Below are 13,634 nucleotides of genomic sequence, written 5' to 3'. Positions count from 1 at the left end.
GCACGCGGATTGCCGGGTTCATAGCCGGAACAATCCGCGTGCGTCGTTTTGGTTCACTCGGCAGGCGCGGTGCCTTCGCTGCCGCTATGGCCGATACGGCTTGGGGGGACGGACCCGGCGAGGCGCGCCTTGTCCTCCGCATCGTCACCCGGGCTGAACGTCAGCAGTTTGCGACCAAGCCACGGACCGATCCGCCGTTCCATGCCGAGCGCCAGGCTGAACAGCGCCGGCACGATCAGCAGGGTGAGCAGCGTCGACAGGATCAGACCCCCGATCACCGTGATGCCCATCGGCGCGCGCCATGACCCGTCGCCGTTCAGCGACAGTGCAGTCGGCACCATGCCCGCGACCATCGCGACCGTAGTCATCACGATCGGCTGTGCGCGCTTGTGCCCCGCGTCGACGATCGCGGTGATCTTGTCGACGCCCTTCTCCATCTCCTCCAGCGCGAAGTCGATCAGCAGGATCGAGTTCTTCGCGACGATGCCGAGCAGCATCAACACCCCGATCAGCACCGGCATCGAAATCGGATTGCCGGTCAGCCACAGCGCGATGAACCCGCCCAGTGCCGCGATCAGCAGCGAGGACAGATTGACCATCGCGGCCATCACACCGCGATAGAGCAGCACCAGCACCGCGAAGACCAGCAGGATGCCGGACACCAGCGCGACGACGAAGTTGACCAGCATTTCGGTCTGCCACTTGGCCTGACCGACCTCGAGCTTGCCGACGCCCATCGGCAGGTTGCGCATCGTCGGCAGCTGATCGACCTTCTGCATCACCGCGCCCAGCACGAACGGCTTGCCGGTCTTGGGATCGGTGGCCAGGTCGGCACCAACGACCAGACGCCGCTTCTGGTTCAGACGATCGATACGAGTCGCGCCCACGCCAAACTTGATGTCGGCGACCACGCCCAGCGGCACCGATCCGCCGGTCGAGGTGGCAACCGGCAGGTTGCGGATCGTTTCCAGCTCGGCGCGCGAACTTTCGGCGAGCGCGACGCGGATCGGCACCTGACGATCGGACAGCGAGAATTTCGCGCTGTTCTGGTCGATGTCGCCCAGTGTCGCGATGCGGATCGCGTTGGACAGGGCTGCCGTCGTCACGCCAAGATCGGCCGCCAGCTCGGTGCGCGGCTGGATCACGATTTCCGGCCGCTGGAGATCGCCGGTGATGCGCGGTGCGCGCAGCTCGGGCATCTTCTCCATCTCGGCGACGATCTTGAGCGCCGTGTCGTTGAGCAGCTTGGGATCCTCACCGCCCAGCACGATCGACACCGCCCGGCCGCTGCCGCCCCAACCGCCCTGCGAGCGCACATTGACGCGCGCATCGGGGATCTGGGCGAGCGCAGGCTGTATCTGCTGCTCCAGCTCGACGCTGGTGATCGGGCGCTCGTCCTTCAGGATCGCGACCACGCGGCCATTGCCGACAAAGGTGCGCGAATAGACGTTTTCGACCACGTCGCTGCGCGCCGCAACAATGGCGGTCACTTTGTCGACGACAGTCTTCGTCTGCTCCAGGCTGGTTCCCGGCACCATTTCGATCTGGACGGTGATATCGTCCTGATCCTGGTTGGGCTGGAAGGTGAAGGGCAAGGGCCCGCCCGCCGCGAGGAAGATCTCGAGCGCAAAGGCGACCAGGAACGCCACCACCGCGACCCAGCGATGCGTCAGCGTCCAGCGCAGGATGCGGACATATCCGTCCATCATCGCGCCCTCGCCATGGCTGGCATGCCCCTTGGCCTTGAGGAAATAGGCCGCGATCATCGGCGTGAGCAGGCGCGCGATGGCCAGCGACATCAGCACCGCGGCAACCACGGTCAGGCCGAAATTCTTGAAGAACTGCCCCGAAATGCCCGGCATCAGGCCGACCGGCAGGAACACCGCGACGATCGACATGGTCGTGGCCAGCACCGCAACGCCGATCTCGTCCGCCGCATCGATCGATGCCTGATAGGCGGATTTGCCCATCCGCATGTGCCGGACGATATTCTCGATCTCCACGATCGCATCGTCGACCAGCACGCCGGCAACCAGGCTGAGCGCCAGCAGCGTCATCTGGTTGAGCGTGAAGCCCAGCATCTCCATGAACCAGAAGGTGGGAATGGCCGAGAGCGGAATCGCCAGCGCGGAGATCAGCGTCGCCCGCCAGTCGCGCAGGAACAGGAACACGACGACCACCGCGAGCACCGCGCCCTCGATCATCGCGACCATCGCCGAATGATATTGCGCTTCGGTATATTTGACGCTGTTGAACAGGACGTTGAACTTGACGCTCGGATTGCGCTTGTTCAGCGCCTCCAGCTTCTTTTCCGCTTCCTCGAACACGGTGACATCGGACGCACCCTTGGCGCGCTTGATGTTGAACGACAGCACCTGCCGGCCATTGAACTCGGCCAGGCTGCGCTGTTCGGCGTAGAGGTCCTTGACGTCGGCAATATCGCCGAGGCGGACATTGCGGTCGCCACCGATCGCGATGCGCGTTTCGGCGAGCGCGCGCGCGTCCTGGGCATTGCCGAGAACACGGACCGACTGTTCGCTGCCCGAAATCTCGGTGCGACCGCCGGCGGCGTTCAGATTGACCTGCCGCAACTGCTGGTTGACCTGCGAGGCGGTCAGCCCGAGCGACTGGATTTTGGGCAGGTTGAGGATGACGCGGATTTCGCGACTGACCCCGCCGATCCGCTCGACGCCGGACAGGCCGTCGATCGACAGCAGGTCATTGGCGACCGTATTGTCGACATACCAGGACAGCTGCTCGATCGTCATGTCGGTGCCGGTCGCGGTAAAGGTCGCGATCTCCTGGTCCGACGTGTTCGCGCGGCCGACCAGCGGCTCGAGAATGCCATCGGGCAAGTCGCCGCGGATCTGCGCAATCGCGTCGCGCACGTCGCTGACCGCGCGATCGATCGGGGTGCCGATGTCGAGCTGAATCACCGTCTGCGAATTGCCTTCGCTGACGGTGGATTCGATCTGGTCGATACCCTGCAGACTGCGCACCGCCGCCTCGACGCGCTGCGTGACCTGGGTCTCGAGCTCGCTCGGTGCGGCACCGGGCTGGCTGATCGACACCCACACGATCGGGAAATCGATGTCCGGATCGTTGTTCACATCCATCCGCGCAAAGCTGACAAAGCCCGCGATGGTCAGCGCCAGGAACAGCACGATCGGCGGAACGGGGTTCCGGATCGACCAGGCGGAAATGTTGCGAAAGCTCATATCCCGTTGTCCCTTAACGCTTCAGCGTGGTGAGGTTCGGCTTGACCTTCTGTCCCGGGTTGAGGAACGCGCCCGCGGTCAGCACCACCCGTTCGGTGCCCGTCAGGCCGGCGGTGATCGCGACCCCCGCATCCGACACGTCACCGGTGGTCACGTTGCGGCGCTCAGCCTCGTCCTTGGCATTAAGGATGTAAACGAAATTGCCCTTGGCATCGCTCTGAATCGCCGATTGCGGCAGCAGCGGGGCGACGGCGCCGCCCGCATTGATCCGCGCCGAGGCAAAGCCGCCGGGGCGCAGCGCCCGGTCGAACGACAATGCGACGCGCGCAACGCCCTGCCGCGTCTGCGGGTCGATCACCGGCGAGACCTGCCACACTTCACCGGTGAAGCTGCGGTCGGTGCCGACCGGCGTCACCTCGGCGCGCGCGCCGACCGGGATGCGCTGGAGATCCGCTTCGCTCAGCTGCGTGCGCAATTCCATCTGGCCACCCTGAGCAACGCGGAACAGCGCGCCGGAGCCCGAGCTGATGATCTGACCCGGTTCGACCGCGCGGGTGAGCACCAGGCCCGCAGCGGGCGAGCGGATGTCGAGGCGGCGGTTGCGCGCCTGAGTCTCCGACAGCTGCGACTGGGCGACGCGCACGCGCGCCGCGGCTGCGTCGCGGGTCGCGGTCTTGCGATCGATGTCCGCCTTGGACACGAACCCGCGCGCGAGCAGCTGCTGTGCCCGATCGAGTTCGGCCTGGGCGATGCTGAGGTCGGCCTGCGCAACGCGGATGCTCGCCGCCTGCGACTGGGCAGTCTGGCTCTGAACCGAGCGGTCGACGGTGGCGAGCACCTGACCGGCATTGACCCAGTCGCCCGGCTCAACCAGCACGCGCGTGACCATGCCGCCTTCACCGGCGACGCCCACCGGCATTTCGCGCCGTGCCGCGAGCGAGCCGTTTCCGGTGATCACGCTGGTGATGGTGCTGCGGCCCGGGACTGCGACGGTGACGGTCGGAAGCTGGCGATCACCGCCCGTACCGCCCGTGGCTGCGCCAGCAGCGCCCGCCTTGGCCGGCTCGGCCTTTTCGTCCGCCCCGCCCGAGCCAAAGGCAAAATACGCCGCCACGATCACGACGAGCGCGATGACCCCCGCAATGATCGCCCATTTGCGCCGCGACCGCTTTTCGCCTTCACCCGCCAAAGCGAGCCGTTCTTCCCCACCGAACATCCGAGCCTCGTAATTCATGCGCGACCTCTTTTACCCCCGGCCAACGACCGGCGCGGGTCCTCCCCGTCGCGCTGTATTATCTGAATAAGTCACTTGCCTCAAGGGCAGTTTTGAGGCGCGCGGCAAATGCCCGTTTTGATCATTTCGCGCAAGCTCAAGTCAGTTGCAAATGGGGGTATTCAGCGCCCCGTTCATCATGCAATCTTCCGCTGGCTCCAGCCTGATCGGGGGACGGAGACGACTACAGGAGGAAAGCATGCCCGAAGGAATTCTCGGTTGGATCCTGATCGGCCTGGTGGCCGGCGTCCTTGGCAAGCTAATCATGCCGGGCAAGGATCCGGGCGGTATCATCGTCACCATCCTGATCGGCATCGCCGGAGCATTGTTGGCCGGGTTCGTCGCGCCGTCGATCGGGGTCGACCTGACCAGCACCCTAAACAGCTATATTGCCGCCACGGTCGGTGCCGTCGTGTTGCTGGCACTCTATCGGCTCGTAATGACTCGCCGCACGCGCTGAACGCATGCTGCAAGGGGCGTTCAGCCCCGGTTGTCCCGCCCTGCCCTAAGCAGCGGCGGGACAATTTTATGTTGAAAGGCCTGACTAGATGATCCGACTGTTGAGCGCCGCCGCACTTGCTGCAAGCCTGCCGCTCGCCGCCACCGCGCAGACCGCGCCGACCGCAACCGTCAGCGAGGGCACGCTGCTCGACGTCGTGGCGGAGGGCCGGGTCAATCGCGTCCCCGATGTCGCGGTGATCCGCGCCGGCGTCGTCAGTCAGGGCGCGACTGCAGCCGAAGCGCTGTCCGCCAATGCGCGACAAATGGCATCGGTGCTGGCGGCGCTGAAGGGGGCGGGCATCGCGGATCGCGACATCCAGACCGCGACGATCTCGCTCAGCCCGCAATATCGCTATGCCGAAAATCAGCCGCCGGTCATCACCGGCTATCAGGCGAGCAATAGCGTATCGGTGAAGTTCCGCGACATCGCGCGGAGCGGCACGATCCTTGATACGCTCGTCAAGCAGGGCGCGAACCAGATCGACGGGCCCAGCCTGACCATCGATGCGATCGACGGGGCGATGGACGAAGCCCGGGTTGATGCAGTGAAACGCGCCCGCGCCCGCGCCGACCTCTATGCACGGGCGCTTGGGATGCGGATCGACCGCATCCTGATGGTCAGCGAAGGCAGCGACGGCGGCGCGCCGGGACCGGTGCCGCAGATGATGGTCCGGGCCGAGGCCAAGGATGCAACCCAGATTGCGCCGGGCGAACAGCAGGTCAACGCAACCGTCCGCATCCGCTTTCTGCTCAAGTAACGAAAAAGGGGCCGCCCCAGCCGGGACGGCCCCTTTTCACTCGAATCCGACTGTAGGCGTTAACGCACCGAGCCGCGACGTACCAGATTGACGATCGCGAGCAGGATGATCGCGCCGACCAGCGACGACACGAAGGTCATTACGGTGATCGCGCTGTTGATCGAGCCGCCGAACAGCAGGCCGCCGATGAAGGCGCCGACGATGCCGACGACGATGTTGAGCAAAATGCCCTGCTGAGCATCGGTGCGCATCACCAGGCTGGCGAGCCAGCCGACCACGCCGCCGATCACGAGCCAGACAATCAGTCCAACCAGGTCCATAACTTCCTCCACTGTGACGTCCGCAAGCCGCGCGGACTATGTGAAGCGAAGACGCGCCAGTGCCGAATATGGTTCCGCCCGCGTTTTGAGGCGCGGGCGGATGGGAGAGACAGTAACAGGAGCGGCCAACTATCGGCCGATCCTCAATATTTCTGCTGTCGCTCGTAGAGCGACTTGTAATGCTGGATCCGCGTGACGCGCAGTCCGGGCATGCCCGACCGGTCGATCGCACGCTGCCATCCCGCGAATTCCTCCACGGTCAGACTGTAACGTTCGCACACCTCGTCGATCGTCAGCAGGCCGCCATTGACCGCCGCGACCACCTCGGCTTTGCGGCGCACGACCCAGCGGGTCGTCTCGGGCGGCGGGAGCGAATCCAGCGTCAGCGGCTCGCCGAGCGGACCGATCACCTTTGCCGGGCGGATCTTCTGGTTCTCAATCATTCAATACCTCGATCAGGGCGGGGGGTCCCCAACTGCGTCTGAAGCCCGTCATAACGTCCGCGGATTTCGCTTCGCCTAAACGGCACGGTAAACGGCGCGTTCATCGGCGTTTCCACCGGGTTAGCGCGCGTTCGGCCGCCAGGCTGAACGCGCCGTGCGGCGGCGCCAGCAACCCGTGCGCCGGTGCCAGCCGGTCGAGCCGGAATTGCAGTTGTGCAGTCGGGCTTGCCGACTGGCGCACCGCAGCCGCTGCCAGCAACACCGCGACCGGCGCAGCGATCGGCGTCGCCGCGACGTCGCGGTCGAATCGGAAGCTCAGATCCACTGGAGCCTGCTGTCATCGGTCGAACTCATCCGACTCCGTTTAACCGCGAAGGCTGAAAGCCCGGTAAATACAGCGATTTTGCATCGCCCCCGTGAAACCCCTATGTGCGCGGCCATGTTTGCCGGAGATTTTCAGCTGACCGGACCGCTCGAGAAGCGGCGGATCGTCGTCGCCATGTCGGGCGGCGTCGATAGTTCGGTGGTGGCAGCGCTCGCCGCGCGCACCGGCGCCGAGACGATCGGCGTCACGCTGCAGCTTTACGATCATGGCGAAGCTGTCGGGCGCGCGGGGAGCTGCTGCGCGGGCCGCGATATCCGCGACGCGCGCGCCGTGTGCGATCGCCTCGGCATCGCGCATTATGTGTTCGACCATGAAAGCAGCTTTCGCGAGACGGTGATCGACAATTTCGCCGACACCTATCTGGCGGGGCGCACGCCGATCCCGTGCGTCAAATGCAATATGGGGCCGAAATTCACCGACCTGTTTGCGCTGGCCCGCGATCTCGGCGCCGACTGCCTCGCCACCGGCCACTATGTTCAGCGGGTCGCGGGGCCGGAGGGGCCGGAACTGCACAAGGGCGCCGACCCGGCGCGCGACCAGAGCTATTTCCTGTTCGCGACCACCGGCGCGCAGCTCGATTTCCTGCGCTTTCCGTTGGGTGGCCTGCCGAAGGCGCGCGTGCGCGAGATTGCGGCGGAGATCGGCCTAGGCGTCGCGGGCAAGCCCGACAGCCAAGACATCTGTTTCGTCCCCGATGGCGATTATGCGACGCTGGTCAGGAAGCTGCGGCCCGAAGCCGACACCGCCGGGGCGATCGTCGACGAGGCGGGCAACAAGCTGGGCGTGCACAAGGGCCTGATCCACTTTACCGTCGGACAGCGCCGCGGCCTGGAAATCGGAGGCAGCCCCGAGCCGCTCTACGTTCTGCGACTGGACCCTGCGACGCGCGATGTGGTGGTCGGTCCCAAGTCCGCGCTCGCGGTCAGCGCTGCTCGGATCGAGGGGCTCAACTGGATCGGCGGAGAGTATAAGGGCCCGCTGACCGCCAAGGTCCGGTCGATGGCGCGCCCAGTTCCGGCGCGGCTGGAGGGCGACCGGGTGGTATTCGACGCGCCCGAATATGGCGTCGCGCCGGGCCAGGCGGCGGTGCTCTACGCGGGCGAACGCGTGCTCGGCGGTGGCTGGATCGCCGAAACCGAGCGCGCGGAGATGGTCGCGGCCTAACCCTTCAGCTCGTTCGCCTCGCGCAAGGGCTCGCCGGGACGATCGACCTGCCCCTCCGGATCGACATGGATCAGGATCTCGGTGCCGGGAAACTCGGCTTCGAGTCGCGCTTCGATGGCTTCGACCACGTCATGCGCCTCGGCCACGGTCATCGTCGCGGGGACATGGATATGGAATTGCGCAAAGTCCTGCGACCCGCTGGTGCGCGTGCGCAGATCGTGCAGACTTTCGAAACCCGGGATCGCCGCCGCGCAGGCGATGAAGGCACGGCGCTTCTCCTCCGGCCATTCGCGGTCCATCAGCTGGCCGATCGCTTCGATCGCCGCGTGCCACGCGCCCCAGAGCAGCCATAGCGCGATGCCAATGCCGAACAGCGGGTCGGCGCCGCGCAGATGCAGCACCGATTCGAGGACGAGCGCGGCGATCACCCCGGAATTGAGCAGCAGGTCCGACTGGTAATGCAGCCGGTCGGTGCGGATCGCGATCGATCCGCTCGCCGCGATGGCGCGCGCCTGATAGGCGGTCAGCAGCAGCGTCACGCCGATCGCGATCACCGACACCACGATCCCGGCCTCGGGATCGGCGGCCACCTCGCCGCTCGCTAGCCGCTCGATCGCGCGCACCGCGATGAAGGTGGCGGAGGCCGAGATCAGCAAGACCTGAAACAATGCCGCCAGCGCCTCGGCCTTGCCATGACCGAAGCGGTGCTTCGCATCCGCCGGTTGGGCAGCGATACGCACGCCGGCCAAGGTCACCAGCGAGGCGATCAGGTCGAGCACCGAATCCGACAGGCTTGCCAGCATTGTCACCGATCCGGTGGTCCATGCAGCATAGGCCTTGAGCCCGCCGAGCAGCAGCGCCGCACAGACGCTGGCAATCGCCGCCCGGGTCGGGGTGGCGCTCATGGGTACAGCAAGCCTTCGTCCCAGCTGTCACCATTGCGGACGAATACGCGGCGCTCATGCAGGCGGTGTTCGCGATCCATCCAGAATTCGATCCGTTGCGGCGTGACGCGATAGCCGCCCCAATGCGGCGGGCGCGGCACGTCTACGCCCTCGAACCGCGCCTGCACCTGCGCAAAGCGCGCTTCGAACGTCGCGCGATCGGGCAGCGGGCGCGACTGGTCGCTGGCCCAGGCGCCCAGCTGCGAGTCGCGGCTGCGCGTAGCAAAATAGGCGTCGGATTCGGCGTCGGTCACCCGGCTTACCGGCCCTTCGATACGGATTTGCCGGCGCAGCGACTTCCAGTGGAACAGCAATGCCGCGCGCGGGACGGCTTCCAGCTCGCCCGCCTTGCGCCCCTCGCGATTGGTATAGAAAGTGAAGCCTTCTGGCCCGTGCCCTTTGAGCAGCACCATGCGTACCGATGGCTGGCCATCGGCGCTCACCGTCGCCAGTGCCATCGCGTTGGAATCGTTGATCTCGGTCGTCCGCGCCTCACGGTACCAGGCATCGAACAGGGCAAAGGGATCGTCGGTCATGCCCCGCCATAGACCTTTGCCGCGCCAAGCGGGAGGGGGAACGGCGATCCCGGCATTGCCCTTTGGTGCATCGCGCGGCATGGGGAGCGCAGGCTTTGGTCAAATTGTTCGAGGACGCGATGAAGGACAAGCTGGTGACGTTGATCGGCGGCGGCGGTTTCGCCGGACGCTATATCGCGCAGAGCCTGCTCAAGGCCGGGGCGCGGGTGCGGATCGCGCAGCGCGATCCCCGCGCGGCATGGTTCCTGAGGCCGCTGGGCGGCCTGGGCCAGACGCAGTTTGTTGTCGCCGATGTGACGCGCCCCGACAGCCTGGCGCGCGCGGTCGCTGGATCGGACGCCGTGGTCAATCTGGTGGGGGTGTTCGGCAGCCGCATGGACCTCGTCAATGCGCGCGGATCGGGCAATGCCGCCAAGGCCGCCGCCGAGGCTGGCGCGACCAGCTTCGTGCAGATGTCCGCGATCGGCGCCGATAGCAACTCGCCCTCGGCCTATGGCCGGTCGAAGGGCGATGGCGAGTCGGCTGTCCTTGCCGCCTTCCCCACCGCCACGGTCCTGCGCCCCAGCCTGATGTTCGGGCGCGAGGATCAGTTCGTGAACCGCTTCGCCGCGCTCGCCGCGTCGCTGCCGGTGGTCCCCGTGCTCAAGGGCGGGACCAAGATCCAGCCGGTCTGGGTCGCGGATGTCGCGCAGGCCGTGACGCGCGCGATCGCCGAGCCGGCGCGCTATGCCGGCCAGACGATCGAGCTGGGCGGGCCGGACGTGCTGACCTTTACCCAGTTCCATAACTGGCTGCTGGGCGCGATCGGGCGCGACAAGCCGGTGGTCGAGCTGCCCGACTTCGCCGGTGCAGCGCTGGCATCGCTCGGTTTCCTGCCGGGTGCGCCGATCAGCTGGGACCAGTGGCTGATGCTGCAGCAGGACAATGTCGCATCGGGCGAAGGCCTGGCGGCATTCGACATCGCGCCGACTCCGCTGGGCGCGGTCGCGCCGCACTGGCTGGTCCAGTATCGCAAGCATGGGCGGTTCGCCGACGCGCGCCACGCCTGACCGCCACATCCGGCACAGTTGAACGACCGGGCACACCCGGCAGGGGGAGCGCGCCGTGGGCGACATCGCGATCTACATCATCCTCGGCATCATCGAGGGTCTGACCGAATTCCTGCCCGTGTCGTCGACCGGGCATCTGATCCTGGCGAGCGAGCTGCTCGGCTTTACCGGCGAAGGATCGGTCGCGTTCAAGGTCGCGATCCAGCTGGGCGCAATCCTGGCGGTACTGGTCGCCTATTGGCGGCGCTTCTGGGGAATCGGCATGGGCCTGTTGCGGGGGGAGCGCGAGGCGATCTGGTTCACGCGCAACATTCTGATCGGTTTTCTGCCCGCGATGCTGATCGGCGCGGTCGCTTATGAGGGAATTCGCCAGCTGATCCAGTCGCCGATGACCGTCGCGGTCGCGCTGATTGTCGGCGGCATCGCGATCCTGGTGATCGAGCGGATGGTCAAGGTGGTGAAGGTCGAGCGGGTCGAGACGATGCCGCTGCCCACCGCGGTCGCGATCGGCCTGGTGCAGTGCATCGCAATGATCCCGGGCGTCAGCCGGTCGGGCGCGACGATCATGGGCGCCTTGCTGATGGGCGTGGAGCGCAAGACGGCGGCCGAGTTCAGCTTCTTCCTCGCGGTGCCGACCATGGCGGGTGCGACGGCCTATTCGCTGTACAAGGATCGCGACCTGCTGAACGCCGATGATCTGGGCGGGATCGCGATCGGCCTTGGCGTGTCGTTCATCGTTGCGCTGCTGGTGGTGAAGGCGTTCGTCAAAATCGTCGGCCGGTTCGGTTTTGCGCCCTTCGCCTTGTATCGAATCGCGCTGGGTGCAGTCGCGATCTTATTCCTTTCGCTGCGATAGGACCGTATCGGCTATATCATTGAAATGAAATTACACAATATTGCATGCTAAGGCCGGGACGGCGGAATAATAGGTAAGCGCAGCTGTCCTATCACTCCATTTTTGCGTGACTCGGGAATAAAATGCTGTCATCCGGGCCGTATGGGCAAGGATGTGATGCTTCAATTCGTCGATCGTGCGCAGGCGTTTCCGCCGAAGCGCGATCCAGACCTGCGTGCGCAGGATTTTCGTGAAATCGCGGAGCGCTACGCGCCGCCTAGTGCCGAGGATCAGGCCGGGCGCTGCTCGCAATGCGGCGTGCCGTACTGCACGGTACACTGCCCGCTGCACAACCATATCCCCGATTGGCTGCGCCTGACCGCCGAAGGACGGCTGCGCGAAGCCTATGAGCTGTCCAACAGCACCTCGACCATGCCCGAGATTTGCGGCCGCATCTGTCCGCAGGACCGGCTGTGCGAGGGCAATTGCGTCATCGAATCCTCGGGCCACGGCACAGTCACGATCGGGTCGGTCGAAAAGTTCATCACCGATACGGCGTGGGAGGAAGGCTGGGTCGAACCGCTGCAGCCCGGCCCCGCGCGCGGCCAGTCGGTCGGCGTCATCGGCGCGGGCCCGGCGGGTCTTACGGCGGCCGAATATCTGCGCGTGCTGGGCTATGAGGTCCATGTCTATGACCGCCACGATCGCGCGGGCGGGCTGCTGACCTATGGCATCCCCGGCTTCAAGCTGGAGAAGCACGTCGTCACGCGCCGGACCGACCGGCTGGCGGCGGGCGGCATCGTCTTTCACCTCGGCTTCGATGTCGGCAAGGACGCGACGCTGGAGCAGCTGCGCCACAAGCATGACGCGCTGCTGATCGCGACCGGCGTGTACAAGCCGCGCGCGATCAAGGCGCCGGGCATCGGCGCGAACGGCGTGGTCGATGCACTCGATTACCTCATCGCGTCGAACCGCAAGAGCTTTGGCGACAGCGTCCCGGCGTTCGAGGATGGCAGCCTCAACGCCGCGGGCAAGAATGTCGTCGTGATCGGCGGCGGCGACACCGCAATGGACTGTGTCCGCACCGCGATCCGCCAGGGAGCGGAATCGGTGAAGTGCCTGTATCGCCGCGACCGCGCCAACATGCCGGGCAGCCAGCGCGAAACCGCCAATGCCGAGGAGGAAGGTGTCGAATTCGTCTGGCTCTCCGCCCCCGAGGCATTCGAGGGCGGCGATCAGGTGACTGCGGTCAAGGCCGTCGGCATGCGCCTCGGCGCCCCCGACGCCAGCGGCCGCCGCGCGCCCGAGCCCGATCCCGAGGCGAAGTTCGACGTCCCCGCCGATCTGGTGATCAAGGCGCTCGGCTTCGACCCCGAGGACCTGCCAGTACTCTTCAACGCGCCCGAACTGGGCGTCACCCGCTGGGGCACCGTCCGCACCGATGCGCGCACGATGATGAGCAACCTCGACGGCGTCTTCGCCGCCGGCGACATCGTCAAGGGCGCGAGCCTGGTGGTGCAGGCAATCCGCGACGGCCGCGATGTCAGCGAGCGGATGCATGCGTGGCTGAAGGCACAGAAGATGGCTTCGGTTGGAAAGGTTGCGGCATGATCCGCCCATTTGCCTTCGCGCTTGCGCTGACCATCGGAGGCCACGCCCTCGCCCAGACGACCACGGCGGCCACTCCTGCGCCCGCAGTCGATCCCGCACACCTTGCCGCCGCGAAGCGAACGGTTGAGGCAATGATGCCGCCGGCACAGCGCAGCGCCATGTTTGAAGCGATGCTAAACCCGATGCTCGCGAACATGCAGCAGGCGCTGCTCTCGCGGCCCGACATTCAAACGGCATTGGCCGCCGATCCCAAGGCGAAAGCAACGCTCGACGCCTTCTTTGCCACGCAGCAGAAGAAGACGATTCAACTTCTACAGACCGAGCTGCCCGGCATGTTCGCCATCATGGAGCGCGCCTACGCGCGCCGTTTCACGGTTGCGCAACTTGATGAGATCACCGCGTTCTTCAGCACGCCGACCGGGCGGCTCTACATGGACGAGAGCATGAAGATCCCCGCAGACCCGGAGCTTTTGGGTTGGCAGCGTCGATTGATGGAGAGGTCGATGGCGGACGGGGAAAAGGATCTCGAAAAGCTGGAAGCGGATCTCACAGGAAAGTCGAACAAGTGATCTACGAATCCGAACGCGAACGCCTCGC

Annotated in this window: 14 protein-coding genes; 7 read left to right on the top strand and 7 right to left on the bottom strand. The window is 65.8% G+C overall.

The annotated features are described in order from the left end of the window. Nucleotides 1–53: 53 nt before the first annotated feature. Both ACO05N_RS05855 and ACO05N_RS05850 read right to left on the bottom strand, forming a co-directional pair. Nucleotides 54–3,218 carry an efflux RND transporter permease subunit gene (locus tag ACO05N_RS05855; RefSeq protein ID WP_422056230.1) on the bottom strand — a complete coding sequence of 1,055 codons (3,165 nt, stop codon included), beginning with the start codon at nucleotides 3,216–3,218 and terminating at the stop codon, nucleotides 54–56. Between the two features lie 13 nt (nucleotides 3,219–3,231). Beyond that, a complete protein-coding gene (locus ACO05N_RS05850) occupies nucleotides 3,232–4,452 on the bottom strand; it encodes an efflux RND transporter periplasmic adaptor subunit (RefSeq protein WP_422056229.1) in 1,221 nt (406 codons plus the stop codon). A 238-nt stretch (nucleotides 4,453–4,690) separates the two neighbouring features. Between ACO05N_RS05850 and ACO05N_RS05845 the strand changes: the two genes are divergently transcribed. Both ACO05N_RS05845 and ACO05N_RS05840 read left to right on the top strand, forming a co-directional pair. Next, nucleotides 4,691–4,951 carry a GlsB/YeaQ/YmgE family stress response membrane protein gene (locus ACO05N_RS05845; protein ID WP_294018209.1) on the top strand — a complete coding sequence of 87 codons (261 nt, stop codon included), beginning with the start codon at nucleotides 4,691–4,693 and terminating at the stop codon, nucleotides 4,949–4,951. 88 nt (nucleotides 4,952–5,039) lie between these two features. Beyond that, entirely contained in the window at nucleotides 5,040–5,750 is a 711-nt protein-coding gene (locus ACO05N_RS05840; RefSeq protein WP_422056228.1) for an SIMPL domain-containing protein, read from the top strand. Between the two features lie 59 nt (nucleotides 5,751–5,809). On the opposite strand, the gene ACO05N_RS05835 is transcribed toward ACO05N_RS05840, so the two are convergent. From ACO05N_RS05835 to ACO05N_RS05825, 3 genes are all read right to left on the bottom strand, one after another. After that, nucleotides 5,810–6,070 (bottom strand): GlsB/YeaQ/YmgE family stress response membrane protein, encoded by a 261-nt coding sequence (locus ACO05N_RS05835; RefSeq protein ID WP_066658922.1) that lies wholly within the window; start codon nucleotides 6,068–6,070, stop codon nucleotides 5,810–5,812. 143 nt (nucleotides 6,071–6,213) lie between these two features. Then, entirely contained in the window at nucleotides 6,214–6,513 is a 300-nt protein-coding gene (locus ACO05N_RS05830) for a DUF1153 domain-containing protein (protein ID WP_422056227.1), read from the bottom strand. Nucleotides 6,514–6,613: 100 nt separating this feature from the next. After that, nucleotides 6,614–6,838: a hypothetical protein gene (locus tag ACO05N_RS05825; RefSeq protein WP_422056226.1), complete on the bottom strand. Its 225-nt coding sequence runs from the start codon at nucleotides 6,836–6,838 to the stop codon at nucleotides 6,614–6,616. Between the two features lie 114 nt (nucleotides 6,839–6,952). On the opposite strand from ACO05N_RS05825, the gene mnmA reads away from it, so the two are divergent. Beyond that, the gene (mnmA, locus tag ACO05N_RS05820) at nucleotides 6,953–8,062 is read left to right on the top strand and encodes a tRNA 2-thiouridine(34) synthase MnmA (RefSeq protein ID WP_422056225.1); all 1,110 of its coding nucleotides are present in this window, start codon (nucleotides 6,953–6,955) and stop codon (nucleotides 8,060–8,062) included. Here mnmA and ACO05N_RS05815 read toward each other — a convergent pair. Together ACO05N_RS05815 and pdxH are read right to left on the bottom strand one after the other, a co-directional pair. Continuing rightward, complete coding sequence (locus tag ACO05N_RS05815) at nucleotides 8,059–8,967, bottom strand: cation diffusion facilitator family transporter (protein ID WP_422056224.1); 909 nt, start codon at nucleotides 8,965–8,967, stop codon at nucleotides 8,059–8,061. The genes mnmA and ACO05N_RS05815 overlap by 4 nt on opposite strands. Next, a complete protein-coding gene (gene pdxH / locus ACO05N_RS05810) occupies nucleotides 8,964–9,542 on the bottom strand; it encodes a pyridoxamine 5'-phosphate oxidase (RefSeq protein WP_422056223.1) in 579 nt (192 codons plus the stop codon). Before pdxH ends, ACO05N_RS05815 begins: the two co-directional genes overlap by 4 nt. Before the next feature lie 119 nt (nucleotides 9,543–9,661). On the opposite strand from pdxH, the gene ACO05N_RS05805 reads away from it, so the two are divergent. The 4 genes from ACO05N_RS05805 to ACO05N_RS05790 all read left to right on the top strand — a co-directional run bounded on the left by ACO05N_RS05805 (nucleotide 9,662) and on the right by ACO05N_RS05790 (nucleotide 13,606). Beyond that, entirely contained in the window at nucleotides 9,662–10,591 is a 930-nt protein-coding gene (locus ACO05N_RS05805; RefSeq protein WP_422058713.1) for a complex I NDUFA9 subunit family protein, read from the top strand. Nucleotides 10,592–10,646: 55 nt separating this feature from the next. Then, complete coding sequence (locus ACO05N_RS05800; protein WP_422056222.1) at nucleotides 10,647–11,447, top strand: undecaprenyl-diphosphate phosphatase; 801 nt, start codon at nucleotides 10,647–10,649, stop codon at nucleotides 11,445–11,447. A gap of 141 nt (nucleotides 11,448–11,588) precedes the next feature. After that, nucleotides 11,589–13,037: an NAD(P)-dependent oxidoreductase gene (locus tag ACO05N_RS05795; protein ID WP_422056221.1), complete on the top strand. Its 1,449-nt coding sequence runs from the start codon at nucleotides 11,589–11,591 to the stop codon at nucleotides 13,035–13,037. Next, the gene (locus ACO05N_RS05790) at nucleotides 13,034–13,606 is read left to right on the top strand and encodes a DUF2059 domain-containing protein (RefSeq protein ID WP_422056220.1); all 573 of its coding nucleotides are present in this window, start codon (nucleotides 13,034–13,036) and stop codon (nucleotides 13,604–13,606) included. Before ACO05N_RS05795 ends, ACO05N_RS05790 begins: the two co-directional genes overlap by 4 nt. Nucleotides 13,607–13,634: the final 28 nt, after the last annotated feature.

It is taken from the genome of Sphingomonas sp. (assembly GCF_965227385.1).
Taxonomy (GTDB): domain Bacteria; phylum Pseudomonadota; class Alphaproteobacteria; order Sphingomonadales; family Sphingomonadaceae; genus Sphingomonas.
Note: the sequence above shows the minus strand (reverse complement) of the source record. Positions and strands in the feature narration are given on the sequence as shown.

What these genes read in the sequence shown, in the direction of transcription:
- pdxH (WP_422056223.1), bottom strand. Translation starts at nt 9,542, where the DNA reads ATGACCGACGATCCCTTTGCCCTGTTCGATGCCTGGTACCGTGAGGCG.
- ACO05N_RS05845 (WP_294018209.1), top strand. Translation starts at nt 4,691, where the DNA reads ATGCCCGAAGGAATTCTCGGTTGGATCCTGATCGGCCTGGTGGCCGGC.
- ACO05N_RS05840 (WP_422056228.1), top strand. Translation starts at nt 5,040, where the DNA reads ATGATCCGACTGTTGAGCGCCGCCGCACTTGCTGCAAGCCTGCCGCTC.
- ACO05N_RS05805 (WP_422058713.1), top strand. Translation starts at nt 9,662, where the DNA reads ATGAAGGACAAGCTGGTGACGTTGATCGGCGGCGGCGGTTTCGCCGGA.
- ACO05N_RS05815 (WP_422056224.1), bottom strand. Translation starts at nt 8,967, where the DNA reads ATGAGCGCCACCCCGACCCGGGCGGCGATTGCCAGCGTCTGTGCGGCG.
- mnmA (WP_422056225.1), top strand. Translation starts at nt 6,953, where the DNA reads ATGTTTGCCGGAGATTTTCAGCTGACCGGACCGCTCGAGAAGCGGCGG.
- ACO05N_RS05795 (WP_422056221.1), top strand. Translation starts at nt 11,589, where the DNA reads ATGGGCAAGGATGTGATGCTTCAATTCGTCGATCGTGCGCAGGCGTTT.
- ACO05N_RS05855 (WP_422056230.1), bottom strand. Translation starts at nt 3,218, where the DNA reads ATGAGCTTTCGCAACATTTCCGCCTGGTCGATCCGGAACCCCGTTCCG.
- ACO05N_RS05835 (WP_066658922.1), bottom strand. Translation starts at nt 6,070, where the DNA reads ATGGACCTGGTTGGACTGATTGTCTGGCTCGTGATCGGCGGCGTGGTC.
- ACO05N_RS05830 (WP_422056227.1), bottom strand. Translation starts at nt 6,513, where the DNA reads ATGATTGAGAACCAGAAGATCCGCCCGGCAAAGGTGATCGGTCCGCTC.
- ACO05N_RS05790 (WP_422056220.1), top strand. Translation starts at nt 13,034, where the DNA reads ATGATCCGCCCATTTGCCTTCGCGCTTGCGCTGACCATCGGAGGCCAC.
- ACO05N_RS05850 (WP_422056229.1), bottom strand. Translation starts at nt 4,452, where the DNA reads ATGAATTACGAGGCTCGGATGTTCGGTGGGGAAGAACGGCTCGCTTTG.